At 72.5% G+C, this 24,014-nt stretch carries 22 protein-coding genes; 17 read left to right on the top strand and 5 right to left on the bottom strand.

Annotated features, from left to right (window positions below):
- Positions 1-154: 154 nt before the first annotated feature.
- The 3 genes from HJG45_RS13515 to HJG45_RS13505 are packed head-to-tail and all read left to right on the top strand — an operon-like array spanning position 155 to position 2,105.
- The gene (locus tag HJG45_RS13515; protein ID WP_171612648.1) at positions 155-862 is read left to right on the top strand and encodes a peroxiredoxin; all 708 of its coding nucleotides are present in this window, start codon (positions 155-157) and stop codon (positions 860-862) included.
- On the top strand, positions 859-1,335 hold the full coding sequence (locus tag HJG45_RS13510; protein WP_171612647.1) for a helix-turn-helix transcriptional regulator: 477 nt from the start codon (positions 859-861) through the stop codon (positions 1,333-1,335). Before HJG45_RS13515 ends, HJG45_RS13510 begins: the two co-directional genes overlap by 4 nt.
- Positions 1,335-2,105, top strand: coding sequence for a sulfite exporter TauE/SafE family protein (locus tag HJG45_RS13505; RefSeq protein ID WP_171612861.1), 771 nt, complete (start codon positions 1,335-1,337; stop codon positions 2,103-2,105). The genes HJG45_RS13510 and HJG45_RS13505 overlap by 1 nt, the downstream gene beginning before the upstream one ends.
- A gap of 40 nt (positions 2,106-2,145) precedes the next feature.
- On the opposite strand, the gene gyrB is transcribed toward HJG45_RS13505, so the two are convergent.
- From gyrB to HJG45_RS13490, 3 genes are read right to left on the bottom strand one after another with little or no spacing between them, the layout of a single operon-like run.
- A complete protein-coding gene (gene gyrB, locus HJG45_RS13500; RefSeq protein WP_171612646.1) occupies positions 2,146-4,593 on the bottom strand; it encodes a DNA topoisomerase (ATP-hydrolyzing) subunit B in 2,448 nt (815 codons plus the stop codon).
- Positions 4,594-4,650: 57 nt separating this feature from the next.
- Entirely contained in the window at positions 4,651-5,859 is a 1,209-nt protein-coding gene (recF, locus tag HJG45_RS13495; protein WP_171612645.1) for a DNA replication/repair protein RecF, read from the bottom strand.
- Between the two features lie 24 nt (positions 5,860-5,883).
- Complete coding sequence (locus HJG45_RS13490) at positions 5,884-6,210, bottom strand: TIGR02300 family protein (protein ID WP_171612644.1); 327 nt, start codon at positions 6,208-6,210, stop codon at positions 5,884-5,886.
- A 168-nt stretch (positions 6,211-6,378) separates the two neighbouring features.
- Here HJG45_RS13490 and aroA point away from each other — a divergent pair, with 168 nt between their 5' ends.
- The 3 genes from aroA to rpsA all read left to right on the top strand — a co-directional run bounded on the left by aroA (position 6,379) and on the right by rpsA (position 10,532).
- On the top strand, positions 6,379-7,728 hold the full coding sequence (gene aroA / locus HJG45_RS13485; protein WP_171612643.1) for a 3-phosphoshikimate 1-carboxyvinyltransferase: 1,350 nt from the start codon (positions 6,379-6,381) through the stop codon (positions 7,726-7,728).
- Entirely contained in the window at positions 7,725-8,384 is a 660-nt protein-coding gene (cmk, locus tag HJG45_RS13480) for a (d)CMP kinase (RefSeq protein WP_171612642.1), read from the top strand. The genes aroA and cmk overlap by 4 nt, the downstream gene beginning before the upstream one ends.
- Before the next feature lie 426 nt (positions 8,385-8,810).
- Positions 8,811-10,532, top strand: coding sequence for a 30S ribosomal protein S1 (gene rpsA / locus HJG45_RS13475; RefSeq protein ID WP_171612641.1), 1,722 nt, complete (start codon positions 8,811-8,813; stop codon positions 10,530-10,532).
- A 145-nt stretch (positions 10,533-10,677) separates the two neighbouring features.
- On the opposite strand, the gene HJG45_RS13470 is transcribed toward rpsA, so the two are convergent.
- Positions 10,678-11,007 (bottom strand): hypothetical protein, encoded by a 330-nt coding sequence (locus HJG45_RS13470; protein WP_171612640.1) that lies wholly within the window; start codon positions 11,005-11,007, stop codon positions 10,678-10,680.
- Between the two features lie 226 nt (positions 11,008-11,233).
- Between HJG45_RS13470 and sppA the strand changes: the two genes are divergently transcribed.
- The 11 genes from sppA to HJG45_RS13415 all read left to right on the top strand — a co-directional run bounded on the left by sppA (position 11,234) and on the right by HJG45_RS13415 (position 23,240).
- Positions 11,234-12,145 carry a signal peptide peptidase SppA gene (gene sppA / locus HJG45_RS13465; protein WP_171612639.1) on the top strand — a complete coding sequence of 304 codons (912 nt, stop codon included), beginning with the start codon at positions 11,234-11,236 and terminating at the stop codon, positions 12,143-12,145.
- A 43-nt stretch (positions 12,146-12,188) separates the two neighbouring features.
- Positions 12,189-12,506, top strand: coding sequence for an integration host factor subunit beta (gene ihfB / locus HJG45_RS13460; protein WP_171612638.1), 318 nt, complete (start codon positions 12,189-12,191; stop codon positions 12,504-12,506).
- Positions 12,507-12,751: 245 nt separating this feature from the next.
- Positions 12,752-13,063 (top strand): cupin domain-containing protein, encoded by a 312-nt coding sequence (locus HJG45_RS13455; protein ID WP_254452502.1) that lies wholly within the window; start codon positions 12,752-12,754, stop codon positions 13,061-13,063.
- Between the two features lie 136 nt (positions 13,064-13,199).
- Entirely contained in the window at positions 13,200-13,541 is a 342-nt protein-coding gene (locus tag HJG45_RS13450) for a LapA family protein (RefSeq protein ID WP_171612636.1), read from the top strand.
- 11 nt (positions 13,542-13,552) lie between these two features.
- Positions 13,553-14,278, top strand: a complete 726-nt coding sequence (gene pyrF / locus HJG45_RS13445) for an orotidine-5'-phosphate decarboxylase (protein WP_171612635.1) — start codon at positions 13,553-13,555, stop codon at positions 14,276-14,278.
- Positions 14,275-14,937 (top strand): phosphoribosylanthranilate isomerase, encoded by a 663-nt coding sequence (locus HJG45_RS13440; protein ID WP_171612634.1) that lies wholly within the window; start codon positions 14,275-14,277, stop codon positions 14,935-14,937. Before pyrF ends, HJG45_RS13440 begins: the two co-directional genes overlap by 4 nt.
- An 83-nt stretch (positions 14,938-15,020) precedes the next feature.
- Positions 15,021-16,259, top strand: a complete 1,239-nt coding sequence (trpB, locus tag HJG45_RS28410) for a tryptophan synthase subunit beta (protein WP_171612633.1) — start codon at positions 15,021-15,023, stop codon at positions 16,257-16,259.
- Entirely contained in the window at positions 16,256-17,077 is an 822-nt protein-coding gene (gene trpA, locus HJG45_RS13430) for a tryptophan synthase subunit alpha (protein ID WP_171612632.1), read from the top strand. Before trpB ends, trpA begins: the two co-directional genes overlap by 4 nt.
- Positions 17,078-17,102: 25 nt before the next feature.
- Positions 17,103-18,029 carry an acetyl-CoA carboxylase, carboxyltransferase subunit beta gene (accD, locus tag HJG45_RS13425; RefSeq protein WP_171612631.1) on the top strand — a complete coding sequence of 309 codons (927 nt, stop codon included), beginning with the start codon at positions 17,103-17,105 and terminating at the stop codon, positions 18,027-18,029.
- Positions 18,026-19,357, top strand: a complete 1,332-nt coding sequence (locus HJG45_RS13420) for a Mur ligase family protein (RefSeq protein WP_171612630.1) — start codon at positions 18,026-18,028, stop codon at positions 19,355-19,357. Before accD ends, HJG45_RS13420 begins: the two co-directional genes overlap by 4 nt.
- Positions 19,358-19,676: 319 nt before the next feature.
- A complete protein-coding gene (locus HJG45_RS13415) occupies positions 19,677-23,240 on the top strand; it encodes an FG-GAP-like repeat-containing protein (protein ID WP_171612629.1) in 3,564 nt (1,187 codons plus the stop codon).
- Between the two features lie 109 nt (positions 23,241-23,349).
- Here HJG45_RS13415 and HJG45_RS13410 read toward each other — a convergent pair whose 3' ends face one another.
- Positions 23,350-23,994, bottom strand: a complete 645-nt coding sequence (locus HJG45_RS13410; RefSeq protein WP_171612628.1) for a zinc-ribbon domain-containing protein — start codon at positions 23,992-23,994, stop codon at positions 23,350-23,352.
- Positions 23,995-24,014: the final 20 nt, after the last annotated feature.

The following is a 24,014-nucleotide window of genomic DNA, read 5'->3' as shown; positions in this document are numbered from 1 at the left end:
GTGGACTCACCGAAAAGCGTGACTCACGCGATCGAACAACGGCCTGGACCATGATCCCTGAACCTGTGTGAGCGGATCATGGTCTAGGGCACCGCCTCGCTTGACATTATACAAAATACTAAGATGTAGTTCAGGCAGTCAGACCCCGGACGCCATGCCGAACCACCGGACACCACCGCCTGCCGTACCGCCCTTGGGCGAGGCGAGCCCCGCCGCGTCCGAAGGCTCCGCCGCCAGCTGGGTGCCGCGCCTCGGCGAGCCGGCCATGCCCTTCCGCCTGCGCACCACCCGCGGCGAGCGCAGCCTGGCGGATTATCGTGGCCGCTGGCTGCTGCTGTTCTCGCACCCGGCGGATTTCACCCCGGTCTGCACCTCGGAATTCGTCGCCTTCGCCCGGGCGCATGCGCGCTTCCAGGCGCTTGGCTGCGATCTGCTCGGGATTTCGGTCGACAGCCTCTTCGCGCATCTCGCCTGGATCCGCGGCATCGAGAGCGCCTTCGGCGTCGAGATCCCCTTTCCCATCGCCGAGGACATCTCGATGTCCCTGGCGCGGGCCTACGGCATGCTGCACCCGGCCGATACCAGCACGGCGACGGTGCGCGGCAGCTTCCTCATCGATCCCGCCGGCATCATCCGGATGCTCGCCTATTACCCGATGACCACCGGCCGCAGCGTCGAGGAGCTGCTGCGCACCCTCGCGGCGCTGCAGGAGAGCGACGCCTCCGGCCTCTCCACCCCGGCCGACTGGCAGCCGGGCGAGGAGGGGGTGCTGCCGCCGCCCCAGACGGTCGAGGAGGCCGCTTCCCGCTCCGCCGCCGGGGCGCCGGCCTGGTACTACATGCCGCAGGCAGGGAAGCGATGAGCGTGGCCGCCGGGCCGCCAGCCTGCGACCCGGAGGCCGCGGCCGCCTTCCTGCGGGCGCTGGCGCATCCGATGCGGCTGCGCATCCTGGGCCGCCTGCTGCAGGGAGAGCTGGCGGTCGCCGGCTTCGAGAGCGAGCTCGGCCTGAAGCAGCCCAACCTGTCGCAGCAGCTCGCCGCGCTGCGCGAGGCCGGGCTGGTGGCGACGCGGCGCGAGGCGAAATCGGTGGTCTATCGCCTCGCCGACGACCGCATCCGCCCGATGCTGGCGGCGCTGCGCCTGGTCTTCCCGGACCGCGCCGCGCCGGCCGCTGCCGCCGCGCCGCCGTCGCCTCGTCGCCAGGCGGAGCCGGCCTCCCCCGCGCCGGCGATCCTCCTGCCTGCCACGGCCCCGACCTCCGGCGAGGCCGGCCACTTCGCCCTGGCGGGCTGGCATCTGTCGCCGCGGCCGGCGGGAGGGTGGGGAAGGGAATGATGCTGCAGACCCTGCTCGCGCTCGGCTCCGGCGGGCTGGTCGGCTTCGTGCTCGGCCTCATCGGCGGCGGCGGGTCAATCGTCGCCACACCGCTGTTGCTCTACGCCGTCGGCCTGCCGCCGCATGTGGCGCTCGGCACCGGCGCGCTCGCCGTCTCCGCCAATGCCTTCGTCAATTTCGCCGGCCATGCGCGGGCCGGCAATGTCCGCTGGGGCGTCGCCGGCATCTTCTCGCTCGCGGGCGTGCTTGGCGCGCTCTGCGGCTCCACCCTCGGCAAGATGGTCGACGGGCAGCGGCTGATCCTGCTTTTCGCGCTGATGATGATCGTCATCGGCGCCGCCATGCTGCGGCCGCGGCGGGGCGGCGGCACCGACGGGCCGATCGCCCTGACGGCCCCTGTCGTGCTGCGCGTCGCCGGCGTCGGGCTCGGCGTCGGCCTGCTCTCAGGTTTCTTCGGCATCGGCGGCGGCTTCCTGATCGTGCCGGGCCTGATCCTCGCCACCGGCATGTCGATGATCAGCGCCGTCGGGACCTCGCTACTCGCGGTCGGCGTCTTCGGCCTGGCGACGGCGCTGAACTACGCGGCCTCGGGCCTCGTCGCCTGGTCAGTCGCGGCCGAGTTCATCGCGGGGGGGATCGCCGGTGGCTGGCTCGGCATGCGGGCGGCCTGCCACCTCGCCGGCGGTCGCGGCACGCTGAACCGCATCTTCGCCGGCATCGTCTTCGTCGTCGCCTTCTACATCATCTGGCGCTCGACTGGGCAGGCCTGAAGGCCGCCCGTCGCGTCAGTGCGACGGGGCGGGCCTTCCCTCACACGTCGAGATTCGCCACCTTCAGCGCGTTGTCGACGATGAACTCCCGCCGCGGCTCCACGACGTCGCCCATCAGCGTGGAGAAGACGTTCTCCGCCGCCTCTACATCCTCGACCTTGACCTTGAGCTGGGTGCGCACCGCCGGGTCCAGCGTGGTCTTCCAGAGCTGCTCCGGGTTCATCTCGCCCAGGCCTTTGAAGCGCTGGATGGTCAGACCCTTGCGGCCTTGCGCCAGCAGCCGCTCCAGCGCCATGGCCGGGCCCTGCACCGGGGTCTCGGCGCCGTCGAGCGCCAACACCGCGCCCTCGTCGAACTGCCGCTCCAGCGCCTCGCGCCGCTCGTCCAGCCAGCGCGCCTCGGCGCTGCGCAGCGCGGTCGGGGTCAGCGCATGCCGTTCCGTCACCCCGCGCACCGTACGCCAGAGTTGCAGCCCCGCCTCGCCATGCGTGGCGTTCCAGTGCCGCTCCGCCGGCAGGGCGAGGGCGTTCAGCCGCGCGACCAGCGCCGCCGCGGCCGCGGTCGCCCGCTCCGGGTCGAGGGTGAGCGCGCCGGTGACCGCGGCCTGCTCGACGATCTCGGCCGGCACATGCGCGGCCAGGCGGCGGATGCGGGCCGCGACCTGCCGCAGCGCCTCCGCCTCCGCCCGCAGCGCCTCGCCCGATAGCGCGCGGCCGTCGCCGAGCGAGAGCGTCGCGCCGGAGAGCGCCTTCTCGAGCAGGTAGTCCTCGAGCGCGCGGTCGTCCTTCAGGTAGCGCTCGTCATTGCCGCGCTTGGCGCGGTAGAGCGGCGGCTGGGCGATGTAGAGATGCCCGCGCTCGATCAGCTCCGGCATCTGCCGGAAGAAGAAGGTGAGCAGCAGGGTGCGGATATGGCTGCCGTCCACATCCGCGTCGGTCATGATGACGATGCGGTGGTAGCGCAGCTTGTTGGCGTCGAAGCCGCCCTTGGCCGGCTCGCCCGGGCCGATGCCGGTGCCGAGCGCGGTGATCAGCGTGCCGATCTCGGCCGAGGACAGCATCTTGTCGATGCGCGCCCGCTCGACGTTCAGGATCTTGCCCTTGAGCGGCAGGATGGCCTGGAAGGCGCGGTTGCGCCCCTGCTTGGCGGAGCCGCCCGCGCTGTCGCCCTCGACCAGGAAGAGTTCGCACTTGCTCGGGTCCTTCTCCTGGCAATCGGCGAGCTTGCCGGGCAGGGTCGAGATGTCGAGGGCGTTCTTGCGCCCGACCTTCTCGCGCGCGAGCTGCGCCGCCTTCCGCGCCGCGGCGGCCAGCACCACCTGCTCGAGGACGGTCCTGGCTTCCTTCGGATGCGTCTCGAACCAGTGGGAGAGGGCGTCGGCGACCGCCGCCTGCACCACCGGCTGCACCTCGGAGCTGACCAGCTTGTCCTTGGTCTGGCTACTGAACTTGGGGTCCGGCACCTTGACCGAGAGGACGCAGGTCAGCCCCTCGCGCATGTCCTCGCCGGCGAGCTCCACCTTCTCCTTCTTCGCCAGGTCGTCGGCGTATTTCGCCACCACCCGGGTCAGCGCCTGGCGGAAGCCGGCCTGGTGGGTGCCGCCGTCGCGCTGCGGGATGTTGTTGGTGAAGCACAGCGTCACTTCGCGCGGGGTGTTGTTCCACCACATCGCCAGCTCGACCCGGATGCCCTCCTGGTCCTTCGAGGTCACGTTGATCGGTGGCCGGAAGAGCGGCTCCTTGCCCTGGTCCAGCCATTCGACGAAGGCGACGAGGCCGCCCTTGAAGTCGAACAGCACTTCCTGCGCCGGGACGTGGCGGTCGTCCTTCAGCGCGATGGCGAGGCCGGAATTGAGGAAGGCGAGCTCCCGCAGCCGCCGCTCCAGCACCGCGAAATCATACTCGACCTTGGTGAAGGTGCCGGAGGAGGGCTTGAAGGTGACCTCCGTGCCGCTCCGCTCCTCGGAGGGGCCGAGGATGGTCAGCGGCTGCACCGTCTCGCCATGCTCGAAGCGGACTAGGTGCTCGACCCCGTTGCGCCAGATCCGCACATGCATCCATTCGGACAGCGCGTTCACCACCGCCGCGCCGACGCCGTGCAGGCCGCCGGAGACCTTATAGGAGTTCTGGTTGAACTTGCCGCCGGCATGCAGCCGGGTGAGCACCACCTCGGCGGCGGAGATCCCCTCCTCCTCATGGATGTCGACCGGGATGCCGCGGCCGTCGTCGCGCACGGTGACGGAGCCGTCGCCGTTCAGCGTCACCTCCACCCGCGTGGCGAAGCCGGCCTGCGCCTCGTCGACGGCGTTGTCGATGATCTCGAAGGCCATGTGGTGCAGGCCCGACCCGTCATCGGTATCGCCGATATACATGCCGGGCCGCTTCCGCACGGCCTCGAGGCCCCGCAGGACGGTGATGGACGCGCTGTTATAATCGTCCCCATTGCGGTCAGGCGGGGACGGTTCGGCGCGCGCGGCTGCATCGCTCATGCCGGCGGCAAACTCCTCAGGATTTCGGGGACAGGAAACACGCCTCAATATAGGGATTCAGAGAGCGTCAGGCACGACAAAATCCATATCGGCAACGAGTTGCCCGGGGCTTGCCCCAGGGCTGGCGCGGAACGCCTCGGCCAGGCCGCGCAGCGGCGCGAAGATGCCGGCATCGGTGCCGGTGAGGAAGGCCTGGGCCGGCAGCTCGGCCAGGGCCGCGAAGAGCGCCTCGCGCCGCGTGGCGTCGAGATGCGCCGCCACCTCGTCGAGCAGCAGCAGCGGCGCGAAGCCGCGTGCGGCGGCGATCAGCCCGGCATGCGCCAGCACCACCGCGACCAGCAGCGCCTTCTGCTCGCCGGTGGAGCAGAGCGCCGCGGGCAGGTCCTTTGGCGCATGGGTGAAGACCAAGTCGGCCCGATGCGGCCCGATCAAGGTCGCCCCGGCCGCCGCGTCGCGCCCGCGGCTGGCCGCCCAATCGGCCCGCAGCCGCTCCTCCACCGCCAGTGCCGGCGCCTCGGCCAGCGCCGCGGCGACCGGGCATTGCAGCGTCAGCCGGGCCGAGGGGAAGGCGCCGGTCACCCCCTCGGCCATCAGGGCGTTGAGGCGAGCCACCAGCCCGCGCCGGGCGGCGGCGAGGGCGGCGCCGTGCCGGGCCATGGCATCCTCCAGCCCGGCCAGCCAGGCGGCGTCGGCCCGCATCCCCTCGCGCCGCTCCTGCGCCAGCAGGCGGTTGCGCTGCGCCATGGCCTGGTCATAGGCCGCGACCTCGCGCGCATGGTGCGGCTCCAGCGCCCAGACCAGCCGGTCGAGGAAGCGGCGCCGGTCGCCCGCCCCGTCCTGGAACAGCCGGTCCATCTGCGGCGTCAGCCAGACCGCGGCCACCCGCTCGGCCAGCAGGGACTGGGCACGCACCGGGGCGCCGTCGAGGCGGAGGATGCGGCGCTCCGGCGGTCCGTCCTCGGGCGTACCGGTGCCGAGGTCGAATTCCTGGCCGAAGGGGTCGCGGAAGCGGCCGGCTGCGGCCCAGGGCAGCGCTACCCCGCCCGTTGCCCCACCCACTTGGCGGCCGAGCTCGGCGGTCCGTGCCCCGCGCAGCCCGCGGCCGGGCCCGAGCAGGCTGATCGCCTCAAGCAGGTTGGTCTTGCCCGCGCCGTTCGGGCCGGTCACCAGGACGATCCGGCCGCTGAACGGGACGGTGAGCGACGGCCAGCTGCGGAAGTCCTGCAGCATCAGCCGGGTGAGGAGCAAAGCGGACGCCGGCGCCATCAGCGCACCGCGCCCGGGACGACCTCAGCCCTCCTCGTCGCGGTCGTTCTCGACCTCGAGCTCGTCGCCGATCGCTTCCGCATCGTCCTCGAGCTCCTCGGCGTCCTCGACCGCCTCGTCGCCCTCGACATCCTCGAGCTCCACCTCGTCGCCATCCGCCTCCGGCGCGACGGCACGCTTCTTCAGCTTGTCCTCGGCCGGCAGCGACCCGGCGGTGCGGCGCAGGCGCGGCTGCTCCGCCGGCTGCTCGGTGCCGCATTTCGGGCAGACCGCCGGCGCCCGCATGAGATCGTAGAATTTCGTGCTGCAGGCAACGCAGACACGCTTGAGGCCCAGTTCGGGCTTGGCCATGGGGGAGACGCCTCGCAGCTCGGGCCATCCGCCGGCGGCGCCCGGCCGGGGACCGGGACCGTGGGAACGGCGCGACCATCCGCGGCGCCCCGGCCGGGGCGGGCTGCGGACGGCCAAAAAAGGGTCTGGCGCATTGCCACGCGCCACCGCCCATGTCAAACGCGCCGCATGGCTCAGTCCGACGCCCTGCAACCCCTGCGCGCCGCGGCGCCGGGCCGTGGCCTCGCCGGCCGCCACGCCGTCCCCGGCGACAAGTCGATCAGCCACCGCGCCCTGATGTTCGGCGCGCTGGCCGTCGGCACCACCGAGATCACCGGCCTGCTCGAGGGCGAGGACGTGCTGCGCACCGCCGGCGCCATGCGCGCCCTCGGGGCCGAAGTGGAGCAGCGGGGCCCCGGCGCCTGGCGGGTCGCCGGCCGCGGCGTCGGCGGCTTGGCCGAGCCGGCGGATGTGCTCGACATGGGCAATTCCGGCACCGCCGCCCGGCTGCTCTGCGGGCTGCTGGCCGGCCATCCCATCTTCGCGGTCATGACCGGCGACGCCTCGCTTCGGAAGCGGCCGATGCGCCGCGTCACCGAGCCGCTCGCCGCGAGCGGCGCCCGCTTCTGGTCCCGTGAGGGCGGCCGGCTGCCGCTGGCGGTGCAGGGGGCGGTGGATGCGCTGCCGCTCGACTACACCCTGCCCGTCGCCTCGGCCCAGGTGAAATCGGCCTGCCTGCTGGCCGGGCTCTGCGCCCGCGGCACCACGCGGGTGATCGAGCCGGAGCGGACCCGCGACCACACCGAGAACATGCTGCGGCATTTCGGCGCCACGGTGCGGGTGGAGGACCTGCCGGAGGGCCGGCTGATCGAGCTGGAGGGCCAGCCGGAGCTCATGGCGGCGCCGATCCTGGTGCCGGGCGATCCCTCCTCCGCCGCCTTCCTGCTGGTGGCGGCGCTGCTGGTGCCGGGCTCGCGCGTCACGGTGGAGAATGTCGGGCTGAACCCGCTCCGCACCGGCCTGCTCACCACGCTGCGCGAGATGGGCGCACGGCTCACGGTGGAGAATGCCCGCATCGCCGGCGGCGAGCCGGTGGGCGACGTCACCGCCGAACACGGGCCGCTGCGCGCGGTGGAGGTGCCGCCGGGCCGGGCGCCCGCGATGATCGACGAGTACCCGGTGCTCGCCGTCGCCGGCGCGGCGGCGGAGGGGGAGACGCGGATGCGCGGCCTCGCCGAGCTGCGGGTGAAGGAGAGCGACCGGCTGGCGGCGACCGCGGCGCTGCTGGCGGCGAATGGCGTCGCGGCGCGGATCGAGGGCGACGACCTGCTGGTGCAGGGCACCGGCGGCGCCATCCCGGGTGGCGGCCTCGTCGCCACCCATATGGACCACCGCCTGGCGATGAGCGCCCTGGTCATGGGCCTCGCCGCCCGCCACCCGGTCGCGGTCGACGATGCCGCCTTCATCGAGACCAGTTTCCCGGGCTTCGCCGCGCTGGTGAACCGGGCGGCCGGCGGGCCGGCGATCGGGCCGGCATGAACCGGGGCTTGGCGGGGCTGGTGATCGCCGTGGACGGGCCGGCCGCAGCGGGGAAGGGGACGCTGGCGCGCCGCCTCGCCGCCGCGCTCGGCCTGGCCTATCTCGATACCGGCCTGCTCTACCGGGCGGTCGGCCGCCGCCTGCTGGATCTCGGCGCCGATCCGCGGGAGGCCGCGGCGGCCGAGGCCGCGGCGCGGGCGCTGGCGCCGGCCGATCTGGACCGCGGCGACCTGCGCGGCCCGGAGGCCGACCGGGCGGCCAGCGCCGTCGCCGCCATCCCCGGCGTGCGCGCCGTGCTGCTCGACTGGCAGCGCGACTTCGGCCGCCGCAACGGCGCCGTGCTGGACGGGCGCGACATCGGCACCGTCGTCTTCCCCGAGGCGCCGGTGAAGCTCTTCGTCACCGCGAGCGTCGAGGAGCGGGCGCGCCGGCGCTGGCTGGAGCTGCAGGGGCGCGGCGTCGCCGCCGATCCGGCCGCGGTCGAGGCCGAGCTGCGCGAGCGCGACGCCCGCGATGCCGGCCGCGCCGTGGCGCCGCTCCGGCCGGCCGCGGATGCCCGGCTGCTCGACACCACGGCGCTGGATGCCGAGGCCGCCTTCGCCGCCGCGCTAACCCTGGTCCGGGAACGCCTGGGCGAACTCCCGCCTGATGCCTAGACCATGATCCGTTCACTTTGGCTCACGGATCATGGTCCAGGTCCTTGTTTGATCGCGTGAGTCTCGCCTTCGGTGAGGCCACCTCAGGCGAGCACGCTCCAGCCCTGCGGGCGATACCGCACGATTCCACTTGACGCCCATTCCACAAGGGCTTAGCCACACCATCCAACCGCGTGCCTAGGGGGGCCGCGGTGTTCGTGTTCCGAGGAGCTGGCCTGCCAGCATCCCTCGCTAGACGGACCGGTAACGGGCGGGCCGATACGCCGCCCCTGCACACGGGTCTGCCGCGCCATCGCCGCTCCCCAACGGGGAGGGCTGGCCCCGGGCCAAGCCGTGTCCGTCAGTCTCCGGCACCGATCCGGGACCATGGCGGGGGCGCAGGGCGCTTGCCTGCATTCCGCAGGCTTCCCAGGAACACACCGCTACATGGCAACTGCCACCAGCCTCGCTCATCAGGATGCGGGGTCCGAGGACTTCGCCGCACTGCTCGATGCCACGCTCGGCGCCGATACCGGCTTCGCCGGCTCGGTCGTTTCCGGCCGCGTGCTGCGCATCGATGACGACTACGCCATCGTGGATGTGGGGCTGAAGAGCGAGGGGCGCGTGCCCCTCAAGGAATTCGCGCCGCAGGGCCAGAAGCCCGAGGTGCAGCCCGGCGACGTCGTCGAGCTCTTCGTCGAGCGCTACGAGGACCGGGACGGCTCCATCGTCCTGTCGCGCGAGAAGGCGCGGCGCGAGGAGGCCTGGACCAATCTCGAGAAGGCCTATCAGGCGCAGCAGCGCGTCAACGGCGTGATCTTCGGTCGCGTCAAGGGCGGCTTCACCGTCGATCTCGGTGGCGCCGTGGCCTTCCTTCCCGGCAGCCAGGTGGACATCCGCCCGGTGCGCGACGTCGGCCCGCTGATGGGCTCGCCGCAGCCCTTCCAGATCCTCAAGATGGACCGCGCCCGCGGCAACATCGTGGTCAGCCGCCGCGCGGTGCTGGAGGAGACGCGCGCCGAGCAGCGCAGCGAGCTCATCCAGGGCCTGAAGGAGGGCATGGTCCTCGACGGCGTGGTGAAGAACATCACCGACTACGGCGCCTTCGTGGACCTGGGCGGCGTGGACGGGCTGCTGCACGTCACCGACATCGCCTGGCGCCGCATCAACCACCCGTCCGAGGCGCTGACCATCGGCCAGCCGGTGAAGGTGCAGGTCATCCGCTTCAACAGCGAGACCCAGCGCATCAGCCTCGGCATGAAGCAGCTGATGGCCGATCCGTGGGACGGCGTCGCCCTGAAGTACCCGGTGGGCGCGAAGTTCTCCGGTCGCGTCACCAACATCACTGACTACGGCGCCTTCGTGGAGCTGGAGCCGGGGGTCGAGGGTCTGGTCCATGTCTCCGAGATGAGCTGGACCAAGAAGAACGTCCATCCGGGCAAGATCGTCGCCACCTCGCAGGAGGTCGACGTCATGATCCTCGACGTGGACGAGCCGAAGCGCCGCATCTCGCTCGGCCTGAAGCAGGCCCAGGGCAATCCGTGGGACCTGTTCCTCGAGGCGCACCCGCCGGGCTCCGAGGTCGAGGGCGAGATCCGCAACATCACCGAGTTCGGCCTCTTCATCGGCATCGGCCCGGATATCGACGGCATGGTCCACATGTCCGACATCTCCTGGGACGAGGCCGGCGAGCAGGCGATGTCGCATTACAACAAGGGCGACATCGTCAAGGCGAAGGTGCTCGACGTCGATGTCGAGAAGGAGCGCATCTCGCTCGGCATCAAGCAGCTCCAGGCCGACCCGGCCGCCGAGGTGCTGGACAAGGTGCGCAAGGGCGACGTCGTCACCTGCATCGTCACCCAGGTGCAGGCCAACGGCATCGAGGTGAAGGTCGAGGACGTGCTGACCGGCTTCATCCGCCGCGCCGAGCTCGCGCGTGACCGTGGCGACCAGCGCCCCGACAAGTTCGCTGTCGGCGAGAAGGTCGATGCCAAGGTCGTCGCCGTGGACCGCGCCGCCCGCCGCCTCTCTCTGACCATCAAGGGCAAGGAGATCGAGGAGGAGCGCGAGGCGATGAAGGAGTATGGCTCCACCGACAGCGGCGCCTCCCTCGGCGACATCCTCGGCGCGGCGATCCGCCGCCGCCGCGAGATGGCCGGCGAGGAGTAAGCCGACCGATCCCCATGGCGCTCCGGCGCCATGGGCCGGACATGCGAAGGGCGGCTGCCGCGGCATTGCGACAGCCGCCCTTTTTATGGGCCGTCCTTCGGGACGCCGCCGGGACGGTGGCGGGATTGCCACCATCCCGCCAGGCTCACTGCGCCGGGGCGCCGACGCCGCTGCCACGGGTGATGCCGGCGGCGCCGGGGTTGACCGCGATCGGCGCGCCCGCGCCGGTGCCGCCGGCGCCCCCTGTCGTCGACCGCTCGATGCCTGCCGCGCCCGGGTTGACATTGGTCACCGTCGGATTCTGCATGCCGCGGCTCGGATCCGCCTGCATGTTCCGGAGCTGCTGCTGGCGCAGCAGGGATTCGGTCGTGCCCGTCGGCTGGCTGCTCAACGGACCGCTGGTCTTGCTCGGCTCGCAGGCCGCAAGGGCCAGGGAGGCGAGCAGCAGCCCCCCGAGAACGCGCGTGCGATGCATGGACGATTTCCTCTCCAAGGTAAGCACGGCCCCATAGGGGACGGTGCCGGAATGCCCGGTCAATCTTATTGCGACATTGCCCTCCGGCGTGGCGGCCACGCTGTGGCGCGGACACCACGGTAGGGCGTGCGGATGGGATGAATTGCGGGGGAAGATGCCTGCGCAGCGGGGCGAGTCTGCGGTAGGAGCCGATGGCCGCAAGGCGGACCCCCGTCCGGAGCACAGCATGGCCCTCGAGACCGACCTCCTCATCGATCGCCGGCGGCTGAAGCGGCGCCTCGCCCTGTGGCGGGCTGGCGCCGTGCTGCTCCTGCTGGCCGGCATACTGGCCTTTTTCATCGACCGGACGCGGCCGCTCTTCAACCGCGACCATGTCGTCCGCCTGCCGATCGAGGGCATCATCACCGATGACCGCCGCCTGGCCGAGGCGCTCGACCGCCTGGGCAAGGACAGCGCGGCGAAGGCGGTGATCGTCTCGATCGACAGCCCCGGCGGCAGCGTCGGCGGCGGCGAGATGCTGCACGACGCCCTGCTGCGCCTGCGCGAGACGCGGCCCGTGGTCGCCGTGATGCGCGGCACCGCCGCCTCGGCCGGCTACATGACCGCCGTCGCCGCCGAGCGGATCTTCGCCCGGGAATCGACCATCACCGGCTCGATCGGCGTGCTGCTGCAGACCTTCGACGGCTCGGAATTGCTGGCCCGGCTCGGGGTGCGGACGGAGGCCATCACCTCCGGCCCGCTGAAGGACCAGCCGAGCCCGCTGCATCCGCTCTCGAGCGACGGGCGGGCGGCGCTGCAGGGCGTGGTCAGCGATATGTACGAGCAGTTCCTGGCCATGGTCGTCGCCGGCCGCAAGCTGCCGGAAGAGCGCGTGCGGCCGCTCGCCGATGGACGCGTGCTGTCCGGCCGGCAGGCCCTCGCCGCCGGGCTGGTGGACGCGATCGGCGGCGAGCGGGAGGCGCGGGCCTGGCTGGCGGCCGAGAAGGGCGTGCCGGAGAATTTGCCGGCGCGCGACCTGCAGCCGCGCAGCACGGCCGAGCGGCTGCTGCGGGCGGCCTGGAGTGGTGCGGTGAAAATCGTGGTTTCAGAATGGCTTGGCGTTGACGGGCCGGCGCCGCTCTGGCAGGTTTTCCGCTGATCCCGGCCATGCCGGGCTCGGGCACCTTGCGGGACTGGCAGCAATGACCAAGAGCGAGCTGATCGCGCATCTGGCCGCGGAGAACCCGCATCTCCGCCAGCCGGATATCGAACTGATCGTGGCGACGATCTTCGACGAGATCACCACGGCCCTGGCGCGGGGGGATCGCGTCGAGCTCCGCGGCTTCGGCGCCTTCTCGGCCAAGAAGCGCGATGCCCGCACCGGCCGCAACCCGCGCACCGGCGCCGCCGTGCCGGTGGCCGGCAAGGCCGTGCCCTATTTCAAGCCCGGCAAGGAGCTGCGCGAGCGGGTGAACGGCGGCGAGCCGCAGGCCGCGGCGCGGGCGAAGGTCGAGGCCTGAGGCCTTCCCCCCGGTCTCCATCCCGGCGGCGTGCCGGGTTTCCTGCCCCCCGGCTCCTACCCCCGAACGTCCTGACCGCAGAGCAATCCTGCCGCCCGCTCCCGCATCCTCGCATGCTAGCGCGGCCCGGAGGGGCGCAGGCATGACGGACATGGCATCCCGACGGCGCAATCTCCTCGGGGCCGCCGCGCTGGGCGCGGGCGGCCATGGCAAGCCCGGCCAGGACGGCTCATGCCGGCGGCGTGATGATCCTGAAGCCCAGCGGGATGCGGAAGCTGCACTGGAACGTCAACGCCAGTGAGTGGCACTACGACCTGCGCGGCCGGGGCCAGGTGGCGGAGTTCGGCCCTGACGACGTCGCCTGCATCCCGATGGGCTTCGGCCATGCCATCCGCGACACCGGCCGCGAGGATCTCGAGATCGTCCAGACCTGGGGCAACGGCAAGTTCGAGGAGATCGACCTCGACCGCTGGATCGCCTCGAACCCGCGCTACCTGCTGCGGAACAACATCGCCGGGGCCTCCGACGCCACCATCGGCAAGCTGAAGCAGGGCTGAGCACCGCCGCGGCCCTTGCCGAGGGAACGGGACGGGCCGCCGATGCCGCGATGGCTGCCCCCCGCGGGCGGCCATTCCCATGCAGCGCCCCGGGTTGTAGGCATGCCGTCCGATCCCCGTCCCACGGAAGGCCCCGATGCGCTGGATCCTCCTGCTTCCGCTGCTCATCCTGCTGGTGCTGTTCGGCCTGTCGAACCGCGAGGAGGTCGCGCTGCGCCTCTGGCCCTTCGACCTCGCCTGGGTGACGCCCCTCTCGGTCGCGGTCCTGCTGATCGGCGCCGTCTGCTTCCTCTTCGGCGCCCTCGTCGCCTGGATGGCCAGCCTGCCGCATCGCCGCCGCGCCCGGCGCATGGAGGATGCGGCGCGGGCGATGGAGGCGGAACTCGCCGATTTCCGTGCCGCCGCCGCCCGGCAGGTCGGCCCGGTGCCCCCGAGCGGCGGTTCCAGCCTGGTCGCGCTGCAGCGGCCGGCGGCCTGACGGGCGCGCCGATGCTCGCCCGTCCTGCCAGCCCCGCGGCGCGGCTGATCCCGGCGATCGACACCGCCGATCCGGCCCGCGCCGCCGCCCTGGCCGCGGCGCTGGCGCCCTGCTGCGGTGCCCTGAAACTCGGCCTCGAGCTCTTCGCGGCCGAGGGGCCGTCGGCGGTGCGGGCCGTGGCGCCGGAGGCTTCGGTCTTTCTCGACCTCAAGCTGCACGACATCCCGAACACGGTCGCGGGCGCGGTGCGGTCCCTGCTGCCGCTGCGCCCGGCCATGTTGACCCTGCATGCCGGCGGCGGGCCGGCGATGCTGGCGGCCGCCCGCGAGGCGGCGGAGAAGGCCGGGCCCGCGCGGCCGATCCTGCTGGCGGTGACGGTGCTCACCAGCCTCGATGCCGCATCCCTGGCGATGACGGGCGTCGCCGGCGGCCCGGTGCAGCAGGTGCTGCGGCTGGCCCGCCTCGCCCTGGAGGCGGGGGCGGATGGGCTGGTCTGCTCGCCGCGCGAGGTGGCGCCGATCCGCGACGCCTTCGGCACCCTGCCGCTGCTGGTGGTGCCGGGCGTGCGGCCGGAGGGCAGCGCCGCCGGCGACCAGGCGCGCACCGCGACCCCGGCCGAGGCGGTCGCCGCCGGGGCCGACTGGATCGTGGTCGGCCGGCCGATCACCGGGGCGGCCGACCCGGCGGCGGCGGCGCGGGCGATCGCCGCCAGCCTCGCGCCCGGTCTCGCCCCATGACGCTGGTGAAGATCTGCGGGGTGAAGGACGCGGCCGGCTTCGATGCCGCCCTCGCCGCCGGCGCGGATATGATCGGCTTCGTCTTCTACCCGCCCTCGCCGCGGGCCGTGGCGCCGGAGGCGGCGGCGGCGCTCTCCCGCCGGGCCGAGGGCGGGCCGCTGCGCGTCGGGCTGTTCGTCGATCCGGAGGATGCGCTGCTCGCGGCGGTGCTGGCCGCCCTGCCGCTCGACCTCATCCAGCTTCATGGCGAGGAGAGCCCGGACCGGGCCGCCGCCATCCGGGCCCGCTTCGGCCGGCCGGTGATGAAGGCGCTCGGCATCGCTGCCCCGGCCGACCTGGCGCGGCTGGCCGACTACGCCCCGGCCGTGGACCGCTTCCTGCTCGATGCCAAGCCGCCGCCCGGGGCCAGCCTGCCGGGCGGCAATGCCGCCGCCTTCGACTGGCGGCTCGTGGTGGGGCAGCCCATCCCGCGGCCCTGGCTGCTCGCCGGCGGGCTGACGCCGGAGACGGTGGCGGAGGCGCTCCGCCAGTCCGGCGCGCCGGGCGTCGATGTCTCCTCCGGCGTGGAACGCGCCCGGGGGGTCAAGGACCCGGCGCTGATCGCCCGGTTCGTCGCCGCGGCGCGGCGCGGAGGGGATGACGCGGCGCGGCGCGGCTAGGGCGATGGCCGCCACCCCGGGTTCCGTCAGGGGGGCCATGGCGCTATGAGGCGCGAGGGATGCGGGATCCCCGGGGAACGCACGTGAACAAGCCTCTGCCCAACACCTTCCGCCAGAGCCCTGACAGCCGCGGCCGCTTCGGCCCCTTCGGCGGCCGCTTCGTCGCCGAGACGCTGATGCCGCTCGTCCTCGAGGTCGAGCAGGCCTATGAGTCGGCGAAGCGCGACCCCGCCTTCGACGCGGAATGGCGGCACCTGCTGACGCATTACGTCGGCCGCCCGAGCCCACTCTGGCACGCCGCCCGGCTGACCGAGCACCTGCGCCAGGCGGCGGAGCCGGTGAGGGGTGCCCGGGTCTACTTCAAGCGCGAGGAGCTGAACCACACCGGCGCGCACAAGATCAACGCCGTGCTCGGCCAGATCCTGCTGGCGAAGCGCATGGGCAAGACCCGCATCATCGCCGAGACCGGCGCCGGCCAGCACGGCGTGGCGACGGCGACGGCCTGCGCGCTGTTCAACCTGCCCTGCACCGTCTTCATGGGCGCGACCGATGTCGAGCGGCAGCAGCCCAACGTCTTCCGCATGAAGCTGCTCGGCGCCGAGGTGGTGCCCGTCACCTCCGGCGCGGCGACGCTCAAGGATGCGATGAACGAGGCGCTGCGCCACTGGGTCGCGCATGTGCACGACACCTATTACTGCATCGGCACCGTCGCCGGCCCGCATCCCTATCCGGCCATGGTGCGCGACTTCCAGAACGTGATCGGCGTCGAGACGCGCGAGCAGATCCTCGCCGCCGAGGGGCGGCTGCCGGATGCGCTGGTCTGCGCCGTCGGCGGCGGCTCCTCCGCCATGGGGCTGTTCCATCCCTTCCTCGACGATGCCTCGGTGGCGATGTACGGCGTGGAAGCGGCGGGGCGCGGCGTCGATACCGAGGAGCATGCCGCCTCGCTCACCCGCGGCCGGCCGGGCGTGCTGCACGGCAACCGCACCTATCTGCTGCAGGATGGCGACGGGCAGATCCAGGAGGCGCATTCGATCAGCGCCGGCCTCGACTATCCCGGCATCGGGCCGGAGCATGCCTGGCTGCATGAGACCGGCCGGGTGCACTACGTGACCGCGACCGATACCGAGGCGCTGGAGGCTTTCCAGCTCTGCTCCCGGCTGGAGGGCATCATCCCGGCGCTCGAATCCGCGCATGGGCTGGCCGAGGTGATCAAGCGGGCGCCGACCATGCCGCGGGACAGCCTCATCGTGCTCAACCTCAGCGGCCGCGGCGACAAGGACATCTTCACCGTGGCGCATCATCTGGGCGTGCAGCTGTGAGCCGCATCGCCGATCGCTTCGCGGCGCTGAAGCGCGAGGGCCGAGGCGCCCTCGTCACCTACCTGCAGGCCTACGACCCCGATCCGGCCACCTCGCTCGCGCTGCTGCGCGGCCTGCCCGGCGCCGGCGCCGATGTCGTCGAGATCGGCGTGCCCTTCACCGACCCGATGGCAGACGGCCCCTCGATCCAGCGGGCGGCGCTGCGGGCGCTGAAGGCGGGCGGGACGCTGTCGCGGGTGCTCGCCATGGTGCGCGACTTCCGCCGCAGCAACGAGGCGACGCCGGTGGTGCTGATGGGCTACTACAACCCCATCCTCGCCTACGGGATCGAGCGCTTCTGCACCGATGCCGCCGGCTCGGGCGTCGATGGCCTCATCATCGTCGACGTCCCGCCGGAGGAGGCGGACGAGGTGGAGCCGCAGGCGAAGGCGCATGGCCTCGACCTGATCCGCCTGGTGGCGCCGACCACCGACGAGGCGCGGCTGCCGCGCGTCCTCGCCGCCACCTCGGGCTTCGTCTACTACGTCTCCATCGCCGGCATCACCGGAACGCGGAGCGCCAGCAGCGCCAGCCTCGCCGAGGCGATCCCGCGCATCCGCCGGCATACTGACCTGCCGGTCTGCATCGGCTTCGGCATCCGCACGCCGCAGCAGGCCGCCGAGGCGGCGCGGCTGGCCGATGGCGCGGTGGTCGGCACGGCGCTGGTCGATACGCTGGCCGCCTCGCTCGATGAGCAGGGGCGGGCGCGGCCGGAGACGGTGCGCCAGGTGCTCGACCAGGTGCGCGGCCTGGCCGAGGCGATCCGCGGCGAGGGTTGAGGCGCCGGATGGCCATGAGGACCCGATGAACTGGATCAGCGAATGGGCGCTGCCGAAGATCAAGACGCTCTTCGGCGCGCCGCGCGAGGTGCCGGAGAATCTCTGGCACAAATGCCCGGCCTGCGAGCAGATGATCTTCCACCGGGACCTCGAGCGGAACCTGCATGTCTGCCCGCACTGCGCGCACCATCTGCGCATCGGCGCCCGGCAGCGGCTGGACTACACGCTGGATGAGGGCTGGCAGCGGATCGAGCTGCCGAAGGCGCCGGCCGACCCGCTGCGCTTCCGCGACCAGCGCCGCTACGGCGACCGGCTGCGCGAGGCCCAGGCCAAGGGCGGCCAGGAGGATGCGGTGGTGGTGGCGCACGGCGCCATCGAGGGCAACCGCGTGGTCGTCGCCGCCTTCGAGTTCAGCTTCATGGGCGGCTCCATGGGCGCCGGGGTGGGAGAGGCGATCGTCACCGCCGCCCGTCTCGCCGTGCTGCAGGACAGCCCGCTGATCGTCTTCACCGCCTCCGGCGGCGCCCGCATGCAGGAAGGCGCGATCAGCCTGATGCAGATGCCGCGCACCGTCATCGCCACCCGCATGGTGAAGGAGGCGGGGCTGCCCTTCATCGTCGTCCTCGCCGACCCCACCACGGGCGGCGTCACGGCGAGCTTCGCCATGCTCGGCGACATCCAGATCGCCGAGCCCGGCGCCCTGATCGGCTTCGCCGGCGCCCGCGTCATCGAGCAGACGGTACGCGAGAAGCTGCCCGAGGGCTTCCAGCGCGCCGAATACCTGCTCGAGCACGGCATCCTCGACATGGTGGTGCCGCGCGCCGAGATGCGCCCGATGCTGGCCCGGCTGATCGGCCTGCTGCGGCTGCCGGAGCGGTTGAGCGGGGAAGACGCCGCCCCGCCGCCCGTGCCGGCCCCCGCGGAGCCGGAGGGGGCCGGGCCGGCGCCGTGACCGCCGCGGGCGACGGCGGCTGGGGCTCGAACGCCGGCCGGTTCGAGGCGATCATCGATCGCCTGCACGGGTTGCATCCGAAGCTGATCGATCTCAGCCTCGGGCGGATCCAGCGCCTGCTCGCCGCGCTCGGCCATCCCGAGCGGGCCCTGCCGCCGGTGATCCATGTGGCGGGGACCAACGGCAAGGGCTCGACCTGCGCCTTTCTCCGCGCCATCGCCGAGGCGGCGGGGCAGCGGGTGCATGTCTACACCTCGCCGCATCTCGTGCGCTTCCACGAGCGCATCCGCCTGGCCGGCGCGTTGGTCGGGGAGGCGGCGCTGGCCGCCGCGCTCGAGGAGGTGGAGGCGTGCAATGCCGGCGCGCCGATCACCGTCTTCGAGGTGATCACCGCGACCGCCCTGCTGCTGTTCAGCCGCGTCCCCGCCGACCTGCTGGTGCTCGAGGTCGGGCTCGGCGGCCGGTTCGACGCGACCAACGTGATCGACCGCCCCGCCGCCACCGCCGTCACCAGCATCTCCATGGACCATATGGAATTCCTCGGCGACCGCCTGACGGGCATCGCCGCCGAGAAGGCCGGCATCATAAAGCCGGGCCGGCCCTGCGCGACCGGGGCGCAGGTGCCGGAGGTGCAGGCGGTGCTCGCCGCCGAGGCGGCGGCGGTCGGCGCGCCGCTGCTGGCCCGCGACCGCGACTGGCAAATCACGGAGCGGGAGGGCGGGCTGCGCTACGCCGATGCCGCCGGGACGCTCGACCTGCCGCCGCCCGGGCTGCTCGGCGCGCATCAGGCCGACAATGCCGGCATCGCCATCGCCGCCCTGCGCGCCTGGGCGCCGTCCTGGCTGACCGATGCCGCCATCGGTGCGGGCATCGCGGCGGCAGAATGGCCGGCACGGCTGCAGCGCCTTCGCGGCGCGCTGGCGCAGAGCCTGCCCGCGGACTGGGAACTCTGGCTGGATGGCGGCCACAATGCCGGGGGCGGGGCCGCCCTGGCGCAGCAGATGGCGCGCTGGGCCGACCGGCCGCTGCACCTCCTCGTCGGGATGAAGGGCAGCAAGGCGGTGGAGGAGTTCCTGCAGTCGTTGCTGCCGCATGCGACGACGCTCTGGGCGGTGGCGGAGCCGGGGCAGCACCAGGCGGTGCCGGTCGAGCGCATCCTCGCCGCGAGCGGCGGCCGCGCCCAGGTGGGACCGCGGGTGGCGGAGGCGCTCGCCGCCCTGCCGCGCCAGGCCGGCCCGGCGCGGGTGCTGATCTGCGGCAGCCTCTATCTCGCGGGCGAGGTGCTGAAGGCCGATGGCGAAGCGCCGCCTGCAGCCAGCTCGGCATAACGGCGGGGTGATATTAAATTGACCGTAATGAATATTCGGCCGGCGCCTCTTCATCCCCGTGGATCGGAGGTGATCGATTGCAGAATTCTAACGAATGCCTGAAAATCCTATTCTTTTTCAGCAAAACCCGGGAGGCGGACCTCCTCGCCAGCCATGCCCTTCGGCCGTGATTCTGGCAGGGAAATCACCCTGAAGTGAAGATCGACCCACCTGTTCACGTCACTGATGTGGTTCGATCGGCAACCATCTGAAATTATTTCCTGGATCACATTCGCGCATATGGCTAAGCCGTGCTGTATTGCTTTCGGAATGGTTAGGCATGCGCAAGCTCGGCACCACGGCGGATGACACGCTTTCCGGCGGTCTCGGCACGGATTCGATCGAAGGCGGCGGCGGCATCGACCTGCTGACCTATGCCACATTGACCTCGGATTACGGCCTTACGGCCACGTTCCATGCTCCCGGCAGCGCAACCATCGTCAAGGCCGGCCCGGGCGGCACGGTGGTCGGGACGGACAGCGTCACCGGCATCGCCGCCATCCAGGGCGGCGCCGGCCGCGACCTGTTCGACTTCACTGCCGCCTATGGCACATCGACCACCGCTGCGGCGGTGACGGAGGTCGCCGGTGGCGCCGGGGACGACACGATCAAGGCAACCGGGCGCGGCGGGGTCGAGGCGGATTACAGCGGTGCCGCCGGCGCGGTCATCGTCAACCTGCAGACGCAGATCGATGCCGACGGCCATCAGATCGGCCAGGCGCTGGATGGCGACGGCGGCACCGACACGCTGGTCGACCTCCACCGCATCCGCGGCTCGAACCAGTCCGATCGCATCAGCGGCGGCGCCGGCAACGACACCATCACCGGCAGCCTCGGCAGCGACACGCTGGCCGGCGGCGCCGGCTCCGACACGCTCGACTATTCGCGCATGGTCGCCCCGGCGGGCACCACGGTCAGGATCACGCTGAACAAGGACGGCACCGGCACCGCCGAGAAGAGCGGCGGCGGCACCGACACCTTCAACGCCTTCCAGACGGTCAATGCCGGCACCGGCGCCGACCGGATCGAGATGGCCAAGGACGGCGCCAGCCTGCAGGTGGCGCGGGGCATGGATGGCGCGGACACCATCGACGGCGCGGATTCGGCGCTGAACCTCGTCGATTACGGGCTCGACGCTGCCGGCGTCTCGATCAACCTCGCTGCCGGGACGGCGCGCGACGGCTCGGGCGTCACCGATACGCTGCAGGAGGTGGTGCGGGTCCGCGGCTCGGACTTCGCCGACACCATCCAGGGCAGCAGCAAGAGCGAGATCTTCGACGCCAGCCTCGGCAATGACAGCTATGTCGGTGGTGGCGGCACTGACAGGCTGAGCTATTCCGGCCTCTCGGGCCGCAGCGTCGTCATCACGATGACCGCGGGCGGCACCGGCACGGCGGTCAAGAGCAATGGCGGCGGCACCGACAGCTTCTCCGGCATCGGCGCGCTGCAGGGAACGAGCGGCAACGACCGGATCATCGGCAGCGCCGGCGCCACCAGCCTGACGCTGCTGCGCGGCCTCGGTGGCGTCGACACCATCGACGGCGCCGGCAACGCGCTGAACGTCCTCGATTACAGCCAGAGCGCCGGCGGCGCCGCGGCCAACCTCGCCAACGGTACCGCCGCCGATGGCGCCGGCGCGTCCGACCGCCTGCTGAACGTCGTCGCGGTGCAGGGCTCGCGCCACGACGACACGATCATCGGCGGCACCGCGGCCACCCTCTTCTACGGCACCACTGGCAGCGACCGCTACACCGGGGCCAGTGCCGCCGACACGCTGAACTACTCGCGGACCGACGGCCTCAAGATCGTCGCCAGCTTCGACGCCGCCGGCACCGGCACCGCGGTCAAGGGCAATGCCGGGGCGGCCGGCACCGACAGCTTCACCGGCATCGATGCCCTGATCGGCGGCCGGGTGGCGGATGATCTCGGCGGCCATGCCGCCACGCTCGGCAGCACCCTCTTCATCGATGGCGGCAGCGGCAACGACACGATCCGCGGCTTCGGCCTCGATGAGAACGTCGCCGACTACTCGGCGCGGACGGCGGCGCTCACGGCGGTGCTCGGCGCCAGCGGCACGGCCTCGCTCGCCGGCGGCGAGGTCGACCGGCTGGTCGGGGTCGTGGCGATCCGCGGCACCGCGCAGGGCGACCGCGTCACCGGCAGCGCGGCGGATGAGCGCTTCATCGGCTCCGGCGGCAATGACACGGTCATCGGCGGCGGCGGCCACGATACGCTGGATTACGGCCAGGCGGGCCTCGCCTCGGGCATCGTCCTGGGCTGGACCGGCGCCGATGCGGGGACCGTCGCCAAGCCCGGCACCGGCAAGACCGACGCCTTCTCCGGGATCGACCACGTCATCGGCACCAGCTTCGCCGACAGCGTCACCGGCCATGCGGCGATCGCCCAGGCGACCTACGTGTTCGGCGGAGCGGGCAGCGATTCGATCGATGGCGGCGGCAGCAGCCTGCTTGTGGCCGACTACCGGGGCGGCGCGGCGATCCAGGCCGATCTCGGCGCCGGCACGGTGCTCGAAGCCTATGCCGCGCCGAGCGCCGACCGGCTGACGGGCATCGTCCAGCTGCGTGGCTCCGACCATGCCGATGCGATCGCCGGGACCGGCGCGGCGGAGACGCTCTGGGGCGGTGCCGGCGACGACACCATCGCCGGCGGCGGCGGCGCCGACAGCCTCGATGGCGGCGCGGGCAACGACCGCATCGTCCTCGGCGCGGGCAACGCGACCGTCGAGGGCGGGGGCGGGCACGACACCGTCGTCCTCGACGGCCTGGCCGCGGAGGCGAGCATCAGCCGCAACGCGGATGGCAGCTGGACGGTGGTCGGGCCGCACGGCACCGAGCTGCTGCGGAATGTCGAGGCAGTGCAGTTCACCGACAGCCTCGTGCAGCTCCGCGGCGTCGCCCACGACTTCGACGGCAACGGCAGGAGCGAGATCCTGTTCGAGGCCGAGAACCTGCCGGATGCGCCCGGCTACTGCGCCATGGCGCAGTGGCAGGTGAACGGCGCCGCCTATGAATCGGGCGGGACCTTCACCTATGTCGACCAGAGCTGGGCCGTCGTCCATACCGGCGACTTCAACGGCGACGGCAAGGCCGACCTGCTCTGGCACCAGGCGAACGGCACCGCCTCCATCTGGATGATGGACGGCACGGGCTATGTCGGCGGCGCGACCATCTACGCCCCGGCCGCCGGCACCACCTTCGACATCGCCGGCGTCAACGACTTCAATGGCGACGGCCGGTCGGACATCCTGTTCAGCAAGCAGGTCACCTGGCAGGGGCACGACTACGTCACCCTCTCGCTCTGGGAGATGGACGGCCTGGCTGGCATCGGCGGCGGCGTCGTCGCCACGGTCGATGCGAGCTGGTCGGTCGCCGGCACGGGCGATTTCGATGGCGACGGCCGCGCCGACATCCTGTGGCAGAATGCCGACAGCGCCGTCTCGGTCTGGCGCATGGACGGCACCCGGTATCTCGGCGGCGGCACCGTCGCGACGCCGGGCGCCGGCTGGTCGGTGGTCGGGACCGGCGACTTCGACGGTGACGGCCGCTCGGACATCCTGCTGCAGGACGGCACGGGCAAGGTCGAGGCCTGGCGCATGGATGGCACCACCATCCTCTCCGCCGCGACGCTCGATACCGAAAGCGCGGGCTGGCAGGTGGCGGCCATCGGCGACTACGACGGGAATGGCCGCGCCGACGTGCTGTGGCGGCAGGACCCGGTCGCCGGCCAGGGCCATACCGAGCTGCGGCTCTGGACCACGAACGGCCGGGCCGTCACCAGCGACGACCTGATCTCCTATGTCGGCAACGAGTGGATCGTGATCTGATCCAACCGCCACGGCGGAGATCGGCGGCGGCCTGAGGGCAGAGGCCGGGGCGGCGACGTCCCGGCCCTTCCGTCATGCGCACCCGCCCGACGGCCCGCTCCCCCGCGGATCAGCCGGGCGTCCCGCCGAACATCAGGTAGAGCCGGGCGGCCGGCGGCCAGGCGGCGACGATCTCGTCGCGGAACAGCCCGACGGCGAGGCCGAGCAGCAGCAGGAGCAGCAGGGAGCCGGCCCAGGCCAGGCGCAGCGCGGTATCGACCTCGGCCGGGGGCGGCTGGGCAAGCGGCGGTTCGATGGCCTTCGCCTGGCGCCGCAGCGCCGCCAGCAGCGGGGGCGTCGCCCGCTCGGCCCGCGTTTCGGCCGCCTCCTCCGTCTCGGCCGCCGGTGCCTCGGCTGCGAGCGGCTCGCCCATGCGCGATGCGGCCTCCGGCGGGGCGGGCGGCGGCGGCCCGGGCGGGGCCGGGAGCGGCCGGGGGCGCGCCTCGGGCGGTGGCGGCAGCGCCTCGGCCCCGGCCCCGGCCGGCGCCGCGGGCTCGACCCGCACCGGGGACTCGTCCAGCGCCGCGGGCTCGGCCGGCGCCGCGGGCTCGGCCGGCGCCGCGGGCTCGGCCGGCGCCGCAGGCTCGGACAGGATCGGCTCCGGGGCCACGCGCCAGGCATGGCCGCAAGTGCGGCAGCGCAGGCTGCGCCCGGGGCCGATCAGGTGATCGGGAACCTCGTAGGTGGCCTGGCAGGCCGGACAATGGATCCGCATCGCGGGCGCAATGTGCGGTT

The sequence above is a fragment of the Roseicella sp. DB1501 genome, from assembly GCF_013112485.1.
GTDB lineage: Bacteria > Pseudomonadota > Alphaproteobacteria > Acetobacterales > Acetobacteraceae > Paracraurococcus.
This window is presented reverse-complemented; position numbering and strand designations above follow the sequence as displayed.